The sequence below is a fragment of the Albimonas pacifica genome, assembly GCF_900113695.1.
Classification (GTDB): domain Bacteria; phylum Pseudomonadota; class Alphaproteobacteria; order Rhodobacterales; family Rhodobacteraceae; genus Albimonas; species Albimonas pacifica.
The window spans coordinates 315,510-330,461 of the sequence record NZ_FOQH01000005.1 but is presented as its reverse complement, the minus strand read 5'-3'; the positions used below and the strand labels follow the sequence as shown (position 1 = coordinate 330,461).

Genomic DNA, 14,952 nt, shown 5'->3' with positions numbered 1-14,952 from the left:
GGACCGCGCGCCCCCGTCCTCCGCCGGAGCCGCCCATGACCCCGATCCTGATCCGCGGCGCCACGGCGCTGCTGCCCGACGGCCCGGCCGAAACCTCGGTGCTGGTCGCCGACGGCGCGATCGCCGAGATCGGCGCGCCTTCCGCCGCGGGCGCGCTGCACGTGGACGGGCGGGGGCTGGTGCTGGCCCCGGCCATCGTCGACATCCACGGCGACGCCTTCGAGCGGGCGGTGATGCCCCGCCCGGGCGTGTTCATGCCCGGCGAGGTCGCGGCGATGGACGTCGACCGCCAGCTCGCGGCGCTCGGCATCGCCACCGCCTACCACGCCCTGACCCTGAGCTGGGAGCCGGGCCTGCGCTCGGTCGAGCGGGGGGAGGCGTTCCTCCTGGCCCTCGCCGCCGCCGCGCCGCGGCTGGGGATCGACCACCGCATCCAGCTCCGCTGGGAGACCTTCGCGCTGGAGGCGATCCCGCTGATCGAGCGGGCTCTGGCCCAGGGCCCCACGCCCTCGATCGCCTTCAACGACCACACCTCGATGATGCTGCGCGAGCGCTCGACCCCGGTCACCGAGCGCGCCTTCGAGCACGGTCCGCACTATGTCGCGGCCCCGTTCGACGACCCGGGCGTGCGCCGGTCCGTCCGCTCCGTCGCCGCGCGCACCGAGCTGAGCGAGGAGCAGTATCTCGCGCGGCTGGCCGAGGTCTGGGCGCGCCGCCCCGGCGTCCCCGCGGCCATCGCGCAGGTCGCGGCCATGGGCCGGGCCGCGGGGGCGCCGATGCTGAGCCACGACGACAGCCAGCTCGAGACCCGCGCCTTCCACCGCGCCATGGGCGTCGGCATCGCCGAGTTCCCGATGTCCGAGGCGGTGGCCCGCGACGCCCGCGCGGCGGGCGAATCCGTGGTGCTGGGCGCGCCCAACGCCCTGCGGGGCGGCAGCCACATCGGCTCCCTCTCCGCCGCAGACATGGTCGAGGACGGGGTCTGCGACATCCTCGCCAGCGACTACCACCACCCCGCCCTGCCCGCCGCCGTCGGCCGGCTCGCGGCCGAGAAGCGCGCCAGCCGCGCGGCGCTGTGGGCCTGCGTCTCCGCCAACCCCGCCCGCGCGCTGGGGCTCGCCGACCGCGGCCGCATCGCGCCCGGCCTGCGGGCCGACTTGACGCTGCTGGAGTGGCCCGAGGGCGCGACGCCCGCCGCGCGCCTGACGCTCTCGGCCGGGCGGATCGCGCATCTGTCGGGGGACCTGCTGCGCGCCTGACCTCAGCCGCGCCGCGGGCCGGGCGCGCCCCGGATCAGGTCAGGGGCGCGCCCGGCCCGCGCCTCGCGCTCAGTCCTTCAGGGCGTCCAGGATCGGCGCCCATTGATCGCGCACCGGCTCCAGCGCCTTCGCCGGGCGGTCGAAGATCGACAGCCCCTGCTCGGCGAGCTCGGCGTAGACCGCGCGCTCGGACAGGCGGGCGAGGGGGGCGTGGCCCAGCTTCTCGAACTCCGCGTCGAGCCCGGCGGCGGCCTTCGTGCGCGGGCGGATCCGGTTGCCCACCAGCCGCACCTCGACCCGTCCCTTGCGCACGCGCTTGAGGTCCTCGATCTCCTTGAGGAAGCGCTTCGTCGCGTCGAGGTCGTAGAACGAGGGCGAGACCGGCGCGATCAGCAGGCGGGCCTGGGCGATCAGCTCCTCGGCCTTGGCGCCGCGCAGGGCGCCCGGCGCGTCGATCACCAGCCAGTCGAGCTTCTTCGGCCGCTCGCCCACGTCCTTGGACTTCGACCAGTCCAGCGCCTCGACCGCGGGCGCCTCGACCGGCCGGCGCCGCGTCCAGCGCAGGGCCGACTTCTGGCGGTCGGCGTCGGCCAGCGCCACCTTCGCCCCGGTCGCCGCCAGGGCGGCGGCCAGCGTCGTCGCGATCACGGTCTTGCCGCAGCCGCCCTTGAGGTTCGCCACCAGGATGGTGCCCCCGGCCGTGTCGGCCATGCCTTCGTCCTCCCGCCCGTCCGGGCGACCGTGCGCCGCGCCCCTGGCGCCGGCCTGCCCGCTCGCCGTCGAATTCGCGCCGCAGGCTTTCAGCATACCGGCCCCCGCGCAAGCCCGCCCCGCTCCCGCCCGCCTCCCCCGGGATGGAGCGCCCGCCCGTTCCGTGGAATGATCGCCCCGCCGCGCCCGCGCGCGAGAAATGGATGCGACGGAAACCGTCGGCGCGGGCGTGCAAGATCCGGAACCGCACCCCGCGAGCCGCCGCTGCGGAGATCGAACGAGAGATGACGCTGCAGAAAGACACCATCGCCGCCCTGCGCTTCGGACTGGGCTTCCGCCCCGACCAGCGGGGCGAGCGCGACCCCGACGCCATGGTCGCCGGACTGCGCGCCGTCGCCGCCGCCCGCCCGATCGTGGACGCGGCCGAGGACGAGCGCCTGTGGACCGAGCTCCAGGAGTTCCGCGAGGCCAAGAAGGCCGACCGCAAGAACAAGAGCGACGAGCGCGCCGCCATGATCAAGGACGAGCGGCGCGACTTCTACCGCCGCCTGACCCGCGTCTGGGACGCCTCGCTCGCCCGCTCCGTCGAGGCCGAGCACGCCTTCGCCGAGCGCATGGCACGGTTCTGGGCGAACCATTTCTCGGTCTCGATCAAGTTCCCCGCCCATGCCTCGCGCGTGGCGGGGTTCGAGGACCAGGCGATCCGGCCGCACCTGGCGGGCCGCTTCTCGGACATGCTGCAGGCGGCGACCATGCATCCCGCGATGCTCGTGTTCCTCGACCAGAACCGCTCGGCCGGGCCCTCGACCAAGGCCGCCAAGCGCGAGGGGCTGGGCCTGAACGAGAACCTGGGCCGCGAGATCCTGGAGCTGCACACGCTGGGCGTCTCCGCCCCCTACAGCCAGCAGGACGTGATCGCGCTGGCGATGCTGCTGACCGGCTTCACCATGCGCGGGCGCCAGGGCTCTTTCGTCTACCGCGACGAGTGGGCCGAACCCGGCCGCTTCGAGCTGATGGGCGAGAGCTTCCGCGGCGGCTCCCAACAGGAGACGCTGCGCGCGCTGGAGATGCTGGCGACCCACCCCGCCACTGCGCGCCACATCGCCACCAAGCTCGCCGCCCATTTCGTGGCCGACGAGCCGCCCGCCCGGCTGGTCGAGGCGCTGGAGGCCGACTTCCGGCGCACCGGCGGCGACCTCGCCTCGCTGTCGCGCACGCTGCTGACCCACCCCGACGCCTGGGGCCCGCTCGGCGGCAAGGTGCGCCAGCCCCAGGAGATCGTGGTCGCCGCCCTGCGCGCGGCCGGGGTCACCGCCAAGACCCTCGAGGGCCGCAACGACCCGTTCAAGGGCCTGACGCTGCAGGCGCTCAAGGACATGGGCCAGCAGGTCAACCGCGCCCCCGGGCCCGACGGCTGGCCCGAGGCCTCGGCCGAGTGGATCAACCCCGGCGCGCTCGCCATCCGGCTGGAATGGGCCGCGCGCATGGGCGAGGCGCTCGCCGCCCGCCAGCTCGACCCGCGCGAATACGCCGAGACGGCGCTGCGCGACGCGCTCGACCCCCAGACGGCCTGGGCGATCGCCGCGGCCGCCGAGAAGCGCGAAGGCTTCGCGCTTCTGCTCGCGTCCCCCGACTTCAACCGCCGCTGAGGAGGCGAAGATGTCCATGGATTTCTCGCGCCGCGGGCTGCTCAAGGGCGGCCTGACGCTGGGCTGCTCGGCGGCGGCCTATCCGCTGATGTCGAAGGTCACCTTCGCCTCGGCCCCCGGCGACAACCGGCTGGTGGTCATCGTCCTGCGCGGGGCGATGGACGGGCTGGCCGCGGTCGGGCCCTACACCGACCGCGACTATCTCGCGATGCGCCCCAACCTCGCGACCTCGCCCGAGCGCAAGGGCTTCGACCTCGACGGCCGCTTCGCGCTGCACGAGGACCTCGAGGCGCTGATGCCGCTGTGGCGGGCGGGGGAGCTGAGCTTCGTGCACGCCGTCTCGACCCCCTATCGCGACAAGCGCTCCCATTTCGACGGCCAGGACGCGCTGGAGAGCGGGACCGAGGCCGAGAGCGGGGGCATGACGCCCTCGCGCGACGGCTGGCTGAACCGGGCGCTGTCGCTGCTGCCCGGCGCGCAGGCCACCACCGCGGTGGCGGTGGGGCGGGACAACATGCTGCTGCTCGACGGGCGCAACCCGGCGCTGAACTGGTCGCCGGATTCGGACCTCCAGCTCAGCCCCCAGGCGCTGCAGCTCTTCGAGATGATCTCGGCGCGCGATCCGCTGTTCGCCGCCGCGGCGAAGGAGGCGACGCAGATCGACGCCTCGCTGGGCATGGAGGGGGGGCCGGCCAAGCGGGTCGACGCGCGCAGCCTCGCCGCGCTGTCGGCCGAGATGCTGCGGGGCGACAGCCGCATCGCCGCCTTCTCGCTGGGCGGCTGGGACACCCACCGCCGCCAGGAGGGGACGATCCGCAAGCCGATGAACCAGCTCGCCGCCGCGATCGGGGAGCTCAAGACGGGCCTCGGCCCGATCTGGGAGCGCACGGCGGTGATGTGCATCACCGAGTTCGGCCGCACCGCGCGCGAGAACGGCTCGGAGGGCACCGACCACGGCACCGGCGGGCTGATGATCTACGCGGGCGGCTCGCTGTCGAAGGCCGCGGTCTACGGGCAATGGCCGGGCCTGCGCGCCTCCGACCTCTTCGAGGACCGCGACCTGATGCCCACCGACGACCTGCGCCGCCACGCGGCCTGGACGCTGCGCACGCTGTTCGGGATGGAGCGCGGGGCGCTGGAGCGCGACGTGTTCCCGGGCATCGCGATGGGCCAGGACGCCCGCATCTTCGCCTGACGGGCGGGGAGCCTTCGAGCAGAGGCCGACGGCCGCCGTCCGCAAGAAGACGGCGGCCGTTTCGCGTCCGGACGCGGGAGGCGCCGCGGCAGGCGTCGTGCGTGGGGGCGCCGGGCGCCCGCGGCGCGGGGCGGGCGGTGCGCAGGGGCGCTGCGGGGCTGGCGGAGGGCCGGACCGGCGAGCGGGGAGGACGCTCCTGACTCACCAAAGAACAATGCGCCCGCGCCTGTTCTCCGGAGCCGTTTCTCGCTTCTGATGCCTGAGCGACTCGGCATCAGCGAGAGACGGCTCCGGAGAACAGGCGCTCCCGGAAGGGCTTCGGGGCGGGCTGGGTCAGTCCAGGAGGCCGAGGTCGTGAAAGCTGGCGACGCGGTCGCGGCCGATCACGACGTGGTCGTGGACAAGGATGCTCACCGCGCGGCAGGCCTCGACGATGCGCCGGGTCATTTCGACGTCGGCCTGGCTGGGGGTGGGGTCGCCGGAGGGGTGGTTGTGGGCGAGGATCAGGGCCGAGGCCTGCAGTTCCAGGGCGCGGCGCACCACCTCGCGAGGGTAGACGGGGACATGGTCGACGGTGCCGCGGCCCTGCGCCTCGTCGGCGATCAGCAGATTCTTGCGGTCGAGGTAGAGGACGCGGAACTGCTCCACCGGCTCGCGCGCGATGCGGGTGGTGCAGTAGGCGACGAGCTGGTCCCAGCTCTGCATCGCGTCGCGGCCCATGACCCGGGCGCGGGCGAGGCGCTGGGCCGCCGCCTCGACGATCTTGAGCTCCTGCACCACCGCGTCGCCGACGCCCTGCACCTCGGTCAGGCGCGCGGGCGGGGCCGAGATGACCTCGTCGAAGCCGCCGAAGTCGCGCAGCAGGCGCTTGGCGAGCGGTTTCACGTCGCGGCGCGGGATGGCGCGGAACAGCACCAGCTCCAGCAGCTCGTAGTCCGGCATCGCCTCGGCGCCGCCGTGCATGAAGCGCTCGCGCAGGCGGCGGCGATGCTCGAGATGGTCCGGGGGCGGGGCGGCGGGGTTGGAGGGCTTGCGGGCCGGCGTCGGGGCGGCGGTGGGGAACAGCTCCGGCGCAGGGTCGGCCGCGGACCAGTCGCCGGCGTCGCCGCTCTCGGCGAGGCCGGGCGACGGGGGGCATGCCCCGCCCGAAGCGGCGGCGCCGCGCCGCCCGACGGGCCCCGCGTCCCCGCCTTCAGGCAGGGACGGCGCGAGGCCGGGCAGCAGCGGCGCCTCGCGCAGCGATTCAGTCTTCGAGGCTCTTCGGCCCATGCGCGACTCCGCTTCAGACGGATGTCCGAAGGGTGACCGCAGAGGGTTAGCGCGGGGTTAAGGGCGGCCGGAAGGGTTCACCAGGATCGGAAACCCTGCCGAGGACCTCAGCGCTCCCAGGTCGGATGGAAGCGGCCGGCGGGGGAGAGGGTGAAGACCTCGCAGCCGTCCTCGGTCACGCCCACCGCGTGCTCGAACTGGGCGGAGAGGCTCTTGTCGCGGGTCACCGCGGTCCAGCCGTCGGCGAGCGTCTTGGTCTCGGCCCGGCCGAGGTTCACCATCGGCTCGATGGTGAAGAACATGCCGGGGCGCAGCACCGCGCCGGCGCCGCGGCGGCCGAAATGCAGGACGTTGGGCGGCTCGTGGAACTCGCGCCCGACGCCGTGGCCGCAGAAGTCGCGCACGACCGAGCAGCGCTCGCCCTCGGCGTAGGTCTGGATGGCGGCGCCGATGTCGCCGAAGGTGTTTCCGGGACGCACCTCGGCGATGCCGCGCAGCAGGGCCTCGTGGGTCACGTCGATCAGCCGCTCGGCCCGGCGGTTGGGCTTTCCGGCGACGAACATGCGGCTGGTGTCGCCGTACCAGCCGTCGACGATCACCGTGACGTCGATGTTGAGGATGTCGCCGTCCTTGAGCTTCTTGGGCCCCGGGATGCCGTGGCAGACCACGTGGTTGACCGAGATGCACGAGGCGTGGCGATAGCCGCGGTAGCCGATGGTGGCCGAGACCGCGCCCCGGTCGAGGATGTCCTGCTCGATCCGCGCGTCCAGCTCCTCGGTCGAGACGCCGACGGCCACATGATCCGCGATGCGGTCGAGGATCCCGGCCGCGACCTGCCCTGCGGCGCGCATGCCGGCGAAATCCTCCGGCTTGTAAATGCGGATTCCCTCGGCCGTAACGGCGGGCTGCGGCGCATCCATGCCCCTGATCCTCTTCTCGTCTCGCGTGCGCGCAATGTAGCGCATCGCAATAGCCTTGGCGACGGCGCCGCGGTCGCGGCGGGACGGCGCCCCCCGGCCCGGCGGGGCGGGCGAAAGCGGCGCCGAAGGTCGCGTTCGGCCGAGCCTTTCCCGGTCTCGCGCGCCGGCCTGCCGAGGGGACCGGCCGCCTCTGCGGCGCGGCGACGCATCTGCGACGCCCCGCCCCGGGCGGGGGTCTCGTCCGCAGATGCGCAGGGGCGACGCGCCCTCAGGCCGGAGGGATGACCGGCAAGGGCCGGCCCAGGCGGACGCCCGCGGGCGAGATCTCGCAGGCGTGGGCGACGGCCTCGACGCCCGCGGCCTGCGCGCGCCGGAAGGCCGCGGCATAGGCGGGGTCGATGTCGGCGGCGAGCCCGACCCGGTCGCAGTCGGTCCGCTGCACCAGGTAGAGCATCGCCGCCCGCGCCCCCTGCCCGGCCATCGCGGCGAGCTCGTCGAGGTGCCTCGCCCCGCGCGTCGTCTTCGCGTCGGGAAATTCGGCGAGCGTCCCCTCCCGCCGCAGGGTGACGCTCTTCACCTCGACGTAGCAGTCGGGGCGGCCCTCGGCGCCCAGCAGGAAGTCGATGCGCGAACGCTCGCCGTATTTCGCCTCCGCGCGCACGGCGTCGTAGCCGGCGAAGGCGGGGACCGCGCCTGCGCGCAGCGCCTCGCCGGCCGCCCTGTTGGCGACGCCCGTGTCGACCGTGGCCCAGCCGCCGCCGGGCAGCGCGGCGAGCTTCCACGACCAGCGCAGCTTGCGCGCGGGATCGTCGACGGGGGCGAGGCGGATCGAGAGGCCGGGCTCGGCCAGCCCGGTCATCGCGCCGGGGTTGGCGCAATGGGCGGTGATCTCCTCGCCGGCCCGCGGGCCCTCCTCGAGGACGGCGTCGGCCAGAAAGCGCTTGTAACGGCGCAGCAGCCGCGCTTTGACGAGGGGGGTCGGGAACTCCATGCCCGGACCCTTATCCGATGGCGCGCGGGAGACAAGACGGATGAAGGACGACACGCCCACGTCGGCGATGGTGGTGATCGGGGACGAGATCCTCTCGGGCCGCACGCGCGACGCGAACATGCACCACCTCGCCGGGGTGCTGACCGAGGCCGGCGCGCCGCTGAAGGAAGTCCGCGTGGTCGCCGACGACCGAGAGGCGATCGTGGCGGCGATCAACGAGCTGAGGGCGCGCAACACCTACGTGTTCACCTCGGGCGGCATCGGCCCGACCCATGACGACATCACCGCCGAGTGCGTGGCCGAGGCCTTCGGGGTCGGCATCGACGTGCGCGCCGACGCGCGCGAGATCCTGCTCGCCCACTACGGCGACCCCGACAAGCTGACGCCCTCGCGCCTGCGCATGGCCCGGATCCCGGAGGGCGCCTCGCTGATCGCCAACCCGGTCTCCGGCGCGCCGGGCTTCAAGATCGAGAACGTGCACGTGATGGCCGGCGTGCCGCTGATCTTCAACGCCATGGTCGAGAGCGTGCGCCCCACGCTCGAGGGCGGCCCGCCGATGCTGAGCCACGCCTTCCGCATTCCGATGGCCGAGGGCGACATCGCGGGGCCGCTGGCCGAGCTCGCGGCGGCGCATCCCGACATCTCCTTCGGCAGCTACCCGTTCTACCAGGGCGGCTACGGGGCGACGATCGTGGCCCGCAGCCAGGACCGCGACGAGCTCGCCCAGGCCGCCGAGGCGCTGCGCGCGATGTGCAAGGCGCTGGGCGCGGCCAACGTCACCGAGCTGCCCCCGCTCTGAGGCCCGCGCCTCGCCCCGTGGCGCCCGCCCGGCGCCACGGGCGCTCGGCGCCGGCCTCCCGTCTGCCCTCGCAGGCCCCGGAGCCTGCCCTCCCCTCTCCCGCCCTCTATCCCCCGCGCCCGGCGCCGCCCGCGACGCCGGGCGCCGCGTCGTCCGATCGGGCGGCAAGGCCGGCGGCGCGCCCAGGCCCGCCCGCAGGGCGCCTATGAGCCCGGGCGCCCGCCCCTCGCCGAGGACGCCTGCGGCGGGCAAGGGGCTCGCGGCTCCATGGGCGCCCTGCGGGCGGGCCTGGGCCCGAGGCCGGGCGATGCGCGCCCACGCCTTGATGGCCGCGCGGGGCGAAGGGTCCGCCGTCCCCCTTTTCTCCGCCCGGCGCCCGGCCTAATCAGGGCGCGGGGGCCCGCTTGGCGGAATGGTAGACGCATGGGTCTTAAACACCCTGGCCGAAAGGCGTGCCGGTTCGAGTCCGGCAGCGGGCACCCCCCGGTCCGAGCGACGACGCCGCGCCAGGCGCTCTCGCCCCTCTTCCCGGATGCCTCCGCCTGAGCCGCGGCCTGCGGGCCCAGGCGCTCGCCGCTGCGCCCGCGGCGACCGCGGCCGAGCCGAGCAGCAGGGAGCGGCGGGGCCGGGCCGCCGGGAACGCGGGGCCGGGCCGCAGGAAAGCCTCTACCGGAAGCGGCCCGGATCGCAGGCCGAGAGGTCCTCGTTCAGGGCCTGGCCGGCGGCGATCTCGGCGGCGAGGCGCCCGATCCGCGGACCTGCGGTCAGGCCCACGTGCTGGCCGCCGAAGGCCGCCACCACCGCGGGCGCGCCGGGGATCGGGCCGATGGCCGGCAGGCTGTCGGCGAGGACGGGACGGTGGCCCATCCACTCCTCCTCCGCCTCCCACTCCAGCCCCGGCCAGATCCGCGCGGCGGCGGCGCGCAGCAGCTTCGGCGGCGCGGCCGAGGGGCCGGCCTCCAGCCCTCCGAACTCCACGATCCCCGCCATGCGGATCCCGAAGTCCATCGGCGTGGTCACCGCCTTCACCTCGCCCACCATCCACGGATGCGCCGGGCGCGAGGCGGGGTTCTTCAGCGCCAGGTGGTAGCCCCGCTCGCTCTCCATCGGCAGGCGCAGGCCGAGCCCCGCGGCGAGCCGCGCCGACCAGGCCCCCGCCGCCAGCACCACCCGGTCGGCGCGCATCGCGGCGCCCCCGGCGAGCGTCACCCGTCCGGTCCCGTCCAGCGCCTCGACCTCGGCGCGGCGGACCACGCCGCCCTCGCGCGCGAAATGCTCGGCGAGCGCGGCCACGTAGGCGCCGGGGTTCACGATCCAGCCGTGGTCGGGATAGATCGCCCCGAAGGTCCAGGCCTCGCCCAGCGCGGGGTCGCGCTCCAGCAGGCCGGCGCGGTCGACCTCGTAGGGCACGAAGCCATGCTCGGCCCGGATGGCGTTGGCCAGGCCGTCCTTCTCGTAGGCCGCCCGGCTGCGGAACAGGTGGCCGTAGTCGCCGGTCTCGATGAACCGCTCGGCCCCGGTGCCGGCGGCGAGCGCGCGGTGCTCGTCGACGCTGTCGCCGGTCAGCCCCGCGAGCGCCGCGGCGATGCGCCGGACCTGCCCCTCGCGCCCGTAGGAGAGGTAGCGGGCCAGGAACGGGATCATCCGCGGCACGTAGGACCAGCGCAGATAGAGCGGCTCGCCCGGGTCGAACAGCATCCGCGGGGCCTTGGCGAGCAGGCCCGGAACCGGCACCGGCACGATCGAGCAGCGCGCCAGGATGCCGCCGTTGCCGAAGCTCGCCGCCCCGCGGTCGCCGGGCGGGGCGCGGTCGACCAGCGTGACCTGCCAGCCCATCCGGCGCAGGCGGATCGCCGCCGCCACGCCGGTGATGCCGGCCCCCACCACGATCGCCCTGCGCCCGGCGCTCCCGGCCGCGTCCTCGCCCTGCATGTCTCGCCTCCGCTCGGTTCCGCGCGCCACGCTCGGCCCCGGACCGGCCGCGGTCAAGCCTGCGCGAGGCCGCGGCGGCGGCGCCTCCGCGCCCGTCCGGGAGCCCGCCCGGGGGCCGCGGCCGGGCCCCGGCGCCGGGGTCCGACGCAGGGTCGCGCGACCCCTTGCCCGCCGGCCGGTTATCGGCTTGAGTGCGCGCCCCGCCCTCGATCCGCGCCCCGGAGAGCCGACATGACCGCCCGCATCCTGATCCTCAACGGCCCCAACCTGAACCTGCTGGGCCTGCGGGAGCCCGAGATCTACGGCGCCGACACGCTCGCCGACATCGAGGCGCGCTGCGCCGACGCGGCCGAGCGACGGGGCGTGCGGGTGGACTTCCGCCAGACCAATCACGAGGGGACGCTGGTCGACTGGATCCACGAGGCGCGCGGCGCGGTCGACGTGGTGATCCTCAACGCGGGCGCCTACACCCACACCTCGGTCGCGATCCTCGACGCGCTGCGCGCCTTCGAGGGCAAGGTGATCGAGCTGCACCTGTCCAACACCCACCGGCGCGAGGAATTCCGGCACCTGAGCTACGTGTCGTTCCGCGCGGACGGGGTGATCATGGGCTTCGGCGCGCCGGGCTACCTGATGGCGCTGCACGCGGCCGCGGACATGGCCGACGCGGACCGGGACGCCCGGGCGTGAGCCCCCAGGCGCCCGGAGGCCCGCCGGCGGACCTGCTGGCCGACGCTCCCGCGCCCCTGGCCGAGAGCCCGCTGGCCGCGGCGGGCTGGATGGCCCTGGCGCTGTGCTGCTTCTCGGCGCTGGCGGTGGCGGGGCGCGAGGCGGCGGCCGAGCTCGACACGTTCGAGATCCTAGCCTACCGCTCGGTGATCTCGCTGGCGATCGTGCTGGCGGCGGCCTCGGCCACGGGCGCCCTGCCCCTGATCCGCGCCCGGCGGATGCGCCTGCACCTGGTGCGCAACACGTTCCACTTCGCCGGCCAGAACCTGTGGTTCCACGCCGTCGCGGTGATCCCGCTGACCCAGGTCTTCGCCTACGAGTTCACCTCGCCGATCTGGATCGCGCTCCTCGCGCCCCTGGTGCTGGGCGAGCGCTTCGCGCGCGCCCGCCTCCTGGCCGCCGCGATCGGCTTCGCCGGCATCCTGGTGATCGCGCGCCCCTGGGCGGGGGAGGCGGGCGCGGCCTTCGGGGCGGGCCAGGCGGCGGCGCTGGCGGCCGCGGTGGGCTTCGCCTTCAACATCATGCTCACCAAGCGGCTGAGCGCGAGCGAGAGCACCGTCTCGATCATGTTCTTCATGTGCGCGATCCAGGCGGCGATGGGCTTCGCCTGCGCAGGCGTCGACCTCGACCTCGCCCTGCCCTGGCGCACCTGGCCGTGGATCGTGCTGATCGGTTTCTGCGGGCTGGCGGCGCATTACTGCGTGGCCCGGGCGCTGGCGCGCGCGCCGGCGACGGTGGTCGCGCCGATGGACTTCGGCCGCCTGCCGATGATCGCCGTGGTGGGCATGCTGCTCTATGCCGAGCCGCTGGAGACCGCCGTCTTCGCCGGCGCCGCCCTGGTGCTGACCGCGAACCTGATCAACCTGCGCGCCGAGCGCCGGCGCGCGGCGGGCTGAACGCCGCGCGTCCCGCGGCCCGGGGACGCCGGTCCCCGGGCCGGGCCTCAGAGGAAGTCGTCCGCGCCCAGCGTCAGGCCGCCCGCGCCCAGCAGGACGCCGACGGCGCGGTCGTCCGCGTCGATCACCAGGCGCAGGTCGTCGCCCTCGGCCTCGAAGCGCAGGTCCGCGAAGCCGAGGCCGGGGGCGAGTTCGATCCGGTCCAGCCCCTGCTCGAAGTCGGTCACCGTGTCGACGCCGCGTCCGTCGAGCACGAACACGTCCGCCCCGCCCGGGGCGGCCGCGTCGGGAAGCGTCGACAGCTCGATCGTCATCCCGAAGCCGGCGTCGCCCCAGCCCGTGCCGCCGGTCGAGACGTGGGTCCAGGCCGCCGAGGGGACCTCGCGCGGCGGCGTGAGCGGCTCGAGGATCGCGTAGCCCGCGCCGTCGCCGGTCAGCACGTCGTCGCCCTCGCCCCCCTCCAGCCGGTCGTCGCCCTCGCCGCCGAGGAGCGTGTCGCCGCCCGCGCCGCCGAACAGCGTGTCGTCGCCCGCCCCGCCGTCCATGTAATCGGCGCCGCCTTCGCCCAGCAGCGCGTCGTCGCCCGCGTCGCCCAGCAGCTCGTCCGCGCCCCGGCCGCCGGAGAGGGCGTCGTCCTCCGCCCCGCCGACCAGCAGGTCGGCGCCGGCATCCCCCGCGATCCGGTCCGCGCCGGCGCCGCCGAAGAGCCGGTCGGCGCCCTGCCCGCCATGCAGCGCGTCGTCGCCCGCCTCGCCGAGCAGCAGGTCGTCGCCGCGCCCGCCGTAGCCGGCATCGTCGCCCCCGCGCAGCCGCAGCAGGTCGTCCTGGGCGCCGCCGAGCGCCGTCTCGGCCCCCTCGCCGCCCCAAAGGGCGTCCTGGCCGCGCCCGCCCTCCATCCGGCCGCCGCGCCCGCCGACGACGAAGAGGTCGTCGTCGCCCTGGCCGCCGAAGAGCGCGTCCCGGCCCCGGTCGTCGACCAGCCGGTCGTCGCCCGCGCCGCCGAAGAGCGCGTCGGCCCCGGCGCCGCCGAACAGCAGATCCGCGCCGGCGCCGCCGCGAAGGTCGTCGGTTCCGCCGCGGCCCAGGAAGGTATGGGCGCCCGCGCCGCCGATCATCGCGTCGTCGCCCCGCGCGCCCTCGACCCGCTCGATCCCGTGGATCTCGCCCGCCCCGGTCTCGGCCCGGTAGACGCCTGCGCGCAGGTCGACGTGGACGCCCCCGGGCGCGCCCTCGATCACCAGGCGGTCGAGGGCGCGGCCGCCGTGGATCGCGTCGCTCCCGGCGGAGAGGAAGATCGAGTCGAACCCCGCCCCGCCGCGCACCAGGTCGTCTCCGGCGCGGCCGGCCAGGTCCTCGTTCGCGGCGCCCCCGATCACCACGAGGTCGCGGCCGCGGAACCAGGCGGCGGGCATCTTCGCCCCGGCAGGGTCGTCGGAGGCCCGCTCCAGCCAGCGCAGGACCGAGCGCGCGGTCACCTCGAGGCCGCGCACCACCACCGACTGGCCCGAGGGCTCCTCGACCGTCAGCCGGGTCACGATCTCGACGCGGCGACGCGGCTCGACGTCGAAGTAAAGGACGCCGCCCGGGGCGGGGTCGATCTCGGGGATCGAGACCATCGCCTCGGAGACCTCGATCCGCCGCAGCCCGTCGCCGGTGGCGACCAGCACCGGCGAGGCGGCGCCTGCGGCGATCTCGGCCACGCGGCGGCCGAGGTCGAGACCGTCGGGCGCCTGGCGGAACGACAGGCGGATCGGGGGCTGGTAGGGCATCGGGGACAATCCTGGAATGGCGGAATGAAATCGTCGCGTCGCGACCCGCTTGCCCCGGCCCGGACCCGCCCGTCAAACGATTTGGCGGGCGCGATCGCGGCTTCGGCGCCGCGGCTCGGCGCGGGGGCGGCGGGGCGGCGGCGGCCCCTGCGGCTCCCCGCCCCTTCCGCGGCGCAACAAGCCGTGTTAAGCGCCGCGCGGCTCATTCCGGACGCCGAACGAAGGACCTGTCATGAACCTCGACGCGATCCCCGCGGGCAAGAACCCGCCCTCCGACATCAACGTGGTGATCGAGATCACCGGCGGCGCCGGCGGCGGCGCCCCCGTCAAGTACGAGATCGACAAGGACTCGGGCGCCGTCTTCGTCGACCGCATCGTCAACACGCCGATGTTCTACCCCTGCAACTACGGCTTCGTGCCCAACACCCTGCATGACGACGGCGACCCGACCGACGTGCTGGTGCTGTGCGACTTCGACCTGGCCCCGGGCGTCGTGATCCGCTGCCGCCCGGTGGGCGTGCTGAAGATGGAAGACGACGGCGGCATGGACGACAAGCTGATCGCCGTCCCCGTCGAGAAGGTCGATCCCTTCCAGGCCCACATCCAGGACCTCGAGGACATCGCCCCCAAGACCCGCGAGCGCATCAAGCACTTCTTCGAGCACTACAAGGACCTCGAGGCCGGCAAGTGGGTGAAGGTCATCGGCTGGGGCGACAAGGCCGAGGCCGAGGCGATCCTGCAGAAGTCCGTCGACGCCGTGAAGAAGTGAGGCGCCGGGCCCCGCGGGGCCCCGCCCTCGCCCAGGCGAGACCCGCAGACGACGAACGCCCGGC

General features: G+C 75.0%; 13 protein-coding genes and 1 tRNA gene. 8 read left to right on the top strand and 6 right to left on the bottom strand.

Features of this window, described 5'->3' with window-relative positions; all coding sequences use genetic code 11:
* The first annotated feature begins 35 nt into the window (after positions 1-35).
* Complete coding sequence (locus BM064_RS12630; RefSeq protein ID WP_092860133.1) at positions 36-1,259, top strand: alpha-D-ribose 1-methylphosphonate 5-triphosphate diphosphatase; 1,224 nt, start codon at positions 36-38, stop codon at positions 1,257-1,259.
* Between the two features lie 69 nt (positions 1,260-1,328).
* Here BM064_RS12630 and BM064_RS12625 read toward each other — a convergent pair whose 3' ends face one another.
* Complete coding sequence (locus tag BM064_RS12625) at positions 1,329-1,970, bottom strand: ParA family protein (protein ID WP_092860132.1); 642 nt, start codon at positions 1,968-1,970, stop codon at positions 1,329-1,331.
* Between the two features lie 284 nt (positions 1,971-2,254).
* Between BM064_RS12625 and BM064_RS12620 the strand changes: the two genes are divergently transcribed.
* Together BM064_RS12620 and BM064_RS12615 are read left to right on the top strand one after the other, a co-directional pair.
* Entirely contained in the window at positions 2,255-3,619 is a 1,365-nt protein-coding gene (locus BM064_RS12620; RefSeq protein ID WP_177236235.1) for a DUF1800 domain-containing protein, read from the top strand.
* A 10-nt stretch (positions 3,620-3,629) separates the two neighbouring features.
* The gene (locus BM064_RS12615) at positions 3,630-4,814 is read left to right on the top strand and encodes a DUF1501 domain-containing protein (RefSeq protein WP_342741367.1); all 1,185 of its coding nucleotides are present in this window, start codon (positions 3,630-3,632) and stop codon (positions 4,812-4,814) included.
* A gap of 333 nt (positions 4,815-5,147) precedes the next feature.
* On the opposite strand, the gene radC is transcribed toward BM064_RS12615, so the two are convergent.
* The 3 genes from radC to sfsA form a co-directional block, all read right to left on the bottom strand.
* On the bottom strand, positions 5,148-6,083 hold the full coding sequence (gene radC, locus BM064_RS12610; protein ID WP_092860130.1) for a RadC family protein: 936 nt from the start codon (positions 6,081-6,083) through the stop codon (positions 5,148-5,150).
* 107 nt (positions 6,084-6,190) lie between these two features.
* Entirely contained in the window at positions 6,191-7,003 is an 813-nt protein-coding gene (gene map, locus BM064_RS12605; protein ID WP_092860129.1) for a type I methionyl aminopeptidase, read from the bottom strand.
* Positions 7,004-7,271: 268 nt separating this feature from the next.
* Positions 7,272-7,994 (bottom strand): DNA/RNA nuclease SfsA, encoded by a 723-nt coding sequence (sfsA, locus tag BM064_RS12600; RefSeq protein ID WP_092860128.1) that lies wholly within the window; start codon positions 7,992-7,994, stop codon positions 7,272-7,274.
* A gap of 40 nt (positions 7,995-8,034) precedes the next feature.
* On the opposite strand from sfsA, the gene BM064_RS12595 reads away from it, so the two are divergent.
* Both BM064_RS12595 and BM064_RS12590 read left to right on the top strand, forming a co-directional pair.
* Positions 8,035-8,793, top strand: a complete 759-nt coding sequence (locus tag BM064_RS12595; protein ID WP_092860127.1) for a competence/damage-inducible protein A — start codon at positions 8,035-8,037, stop codon at positions 8,791-8,793.
* 398 nt (positions 8,794-9,191) lie between these two features.
* Positions 9,192-9,272: transfer RNA gene (locus BM064_RS12590), tRNA-Leu, on the top strand.
* A 187-nt stretch (positions 9,273-9,459) separates the two neighbouring features.
* Here BM064_RS12590 and BM064_RS12585 read toward each other — a convergent pair.
* Positions 9,460-10,725, bottom strand: a complete 1,266-nt coding sequence (locus tag BM064_RS12585; protein ID WP_092860126.1) for an NAD(P)/FAD-dependent oxidoreductase — start codon at positions 10,723-10,725, stop codon at positions 9,460-9,462.
* 231 nt (positions 10,726-10,956) lie between these two features.
* Between BM064_RS12585 and aroQ the strand changes: the two genes are divergently transcribed.
* Both aroQ and BM064_RS12575 read left to right on the top strand, forming a co-directional pair.
* Positions 10,957-11,415 (top strand): type II 3-dehydroquinate dehydratase, encoded by a 459-nt coding sequence (gene aroQ, locus BM064_RS12580; protein ID WP_092860125.1) that lies wholly within the window; start codon positions 10,957-10,959, stop codon positions 11,413-11,415.
* Positions 11,412-12,350, top strand: coding sequence for a DMT family transporter (locus BM064_RS12575; protein ID WP_245779139.1), 939 nt, complete (start codon positions 11,412-11,414; stop codon positions 12,348-12,350). The genes aroQ and BM064_RS12575 overlap by 4 nt, the downstream gene beginning before the upstream one ends.
* 47 nt (positions 12,351-12,397) lie before the next feature.
* Here BM064_RS12575 and BM064_RS12570 read toward each other — a convergent pair whose 3' ends face one another.
* Positions 12,398-14,119: a calcium-binding protein gene (locus tag BM064_RS12570; protein ID WP_092860124.1), complete on the bottom strand. Its 1,722-nt coding sequence runs from the start codon at positions 14,117-14,119 to the stop codon at positions 12,398-12,400.
* 232 nt (positions 14,120-14,351) lie between these two features.
* On the opposite strand from BM064_RS12570, the gene ppa reads away from it, so the two are divergent.
* Entirely contained in the window at positions 14,352-14,888 is a 537-nt protein-coding gene (gene ppa / locus BM064_RS12565; RefSeq protein ID WP_092860123.1) for an inorganic diphosphatase, read from the top strand.
* Positions 14,889-14,952: the final 64 nt, after the last annotated feature.

Coding starts and splice junctions, on each gene's coding strand:
- aroQ (WP_092860125.1), top strand. CDS start 10,957: ATGACCGCCCGCATCCTGATCCTCAACGGCCCCAACCTGAACCTGCTG.
- BM064_RS12620 (WP_177236235.1), top strand. CDS start 2,255: ATGACGCTGCAGAAAGACACCATCGCCGCCCTGCGCTTCGGACTGGGC.
- map (WP_092860129.1), bottom strand. CDS start 7,003: ATGGATGCGCCGCAGCCCGCCGTTACGGCCGAGGGAATCCGCATTTAC.
- radC (WP_092860130.1), bottom strand. CDS start 6,083: ATGGGCCGAAGAGCCTCGAAGACTGAATCGCTGCGCGAGGCGCCGCTG.
- BM064_RS12585 (WP_092860126.1), bottom strand. CDS start 10,725: ATGCAGGGCGAGGACGCGGCCGGGAGCGCCGGGCGCAGGGCGATCGTG.
- sfsA (WP_092860128.1), bottom strand. CDS start 7,994: ATGGAGTTCCCGACCCCCCTCGTCAAAGCGCGGCTGCTGCGCCGTTAC.
- BM064_RS12595 (WP_092860127.1), top strand. CDS start 8,035: ATGAAGGACGACACGCCCACGTCGGCGATGGTGGTGATCGGGGACGAG.
- BM064_RS12630 (WP_092860133.1), top strand. CDS start 36: ATGACCCCGATCCTGATCCGCGGCGCCACGGCGCTGCTGCCCGACGGC.
- BM064_RS12615 (WP_342741367.1), top strand. CDS start 3,630: ATGTCCATGGATTTCTCGCGCCGCGGGCTGCTCAAGGGCGGCCTGACG.
- BM064_RS12625 (WP_092860132.1), bottom strand. CDS start 1,970: ATGGCCGACACGGCCGGGGGCACCATCCTGGTGGCGAACCTCAAGGGC.
- BM064_RS12570 (WP_092860124.1), bottom strand. CDS start 14,119: ATGCCCTACCAGCCCCCGATCCGCCTGTCGTTCCGCCAGGCGCCCGAC.
- ppa (WP_092860123.1), top strand. CDS start 14,352: ATGAACCTCGACGCGATCCCCGCGGGCAAGAACCCGCCCTCCGACATC.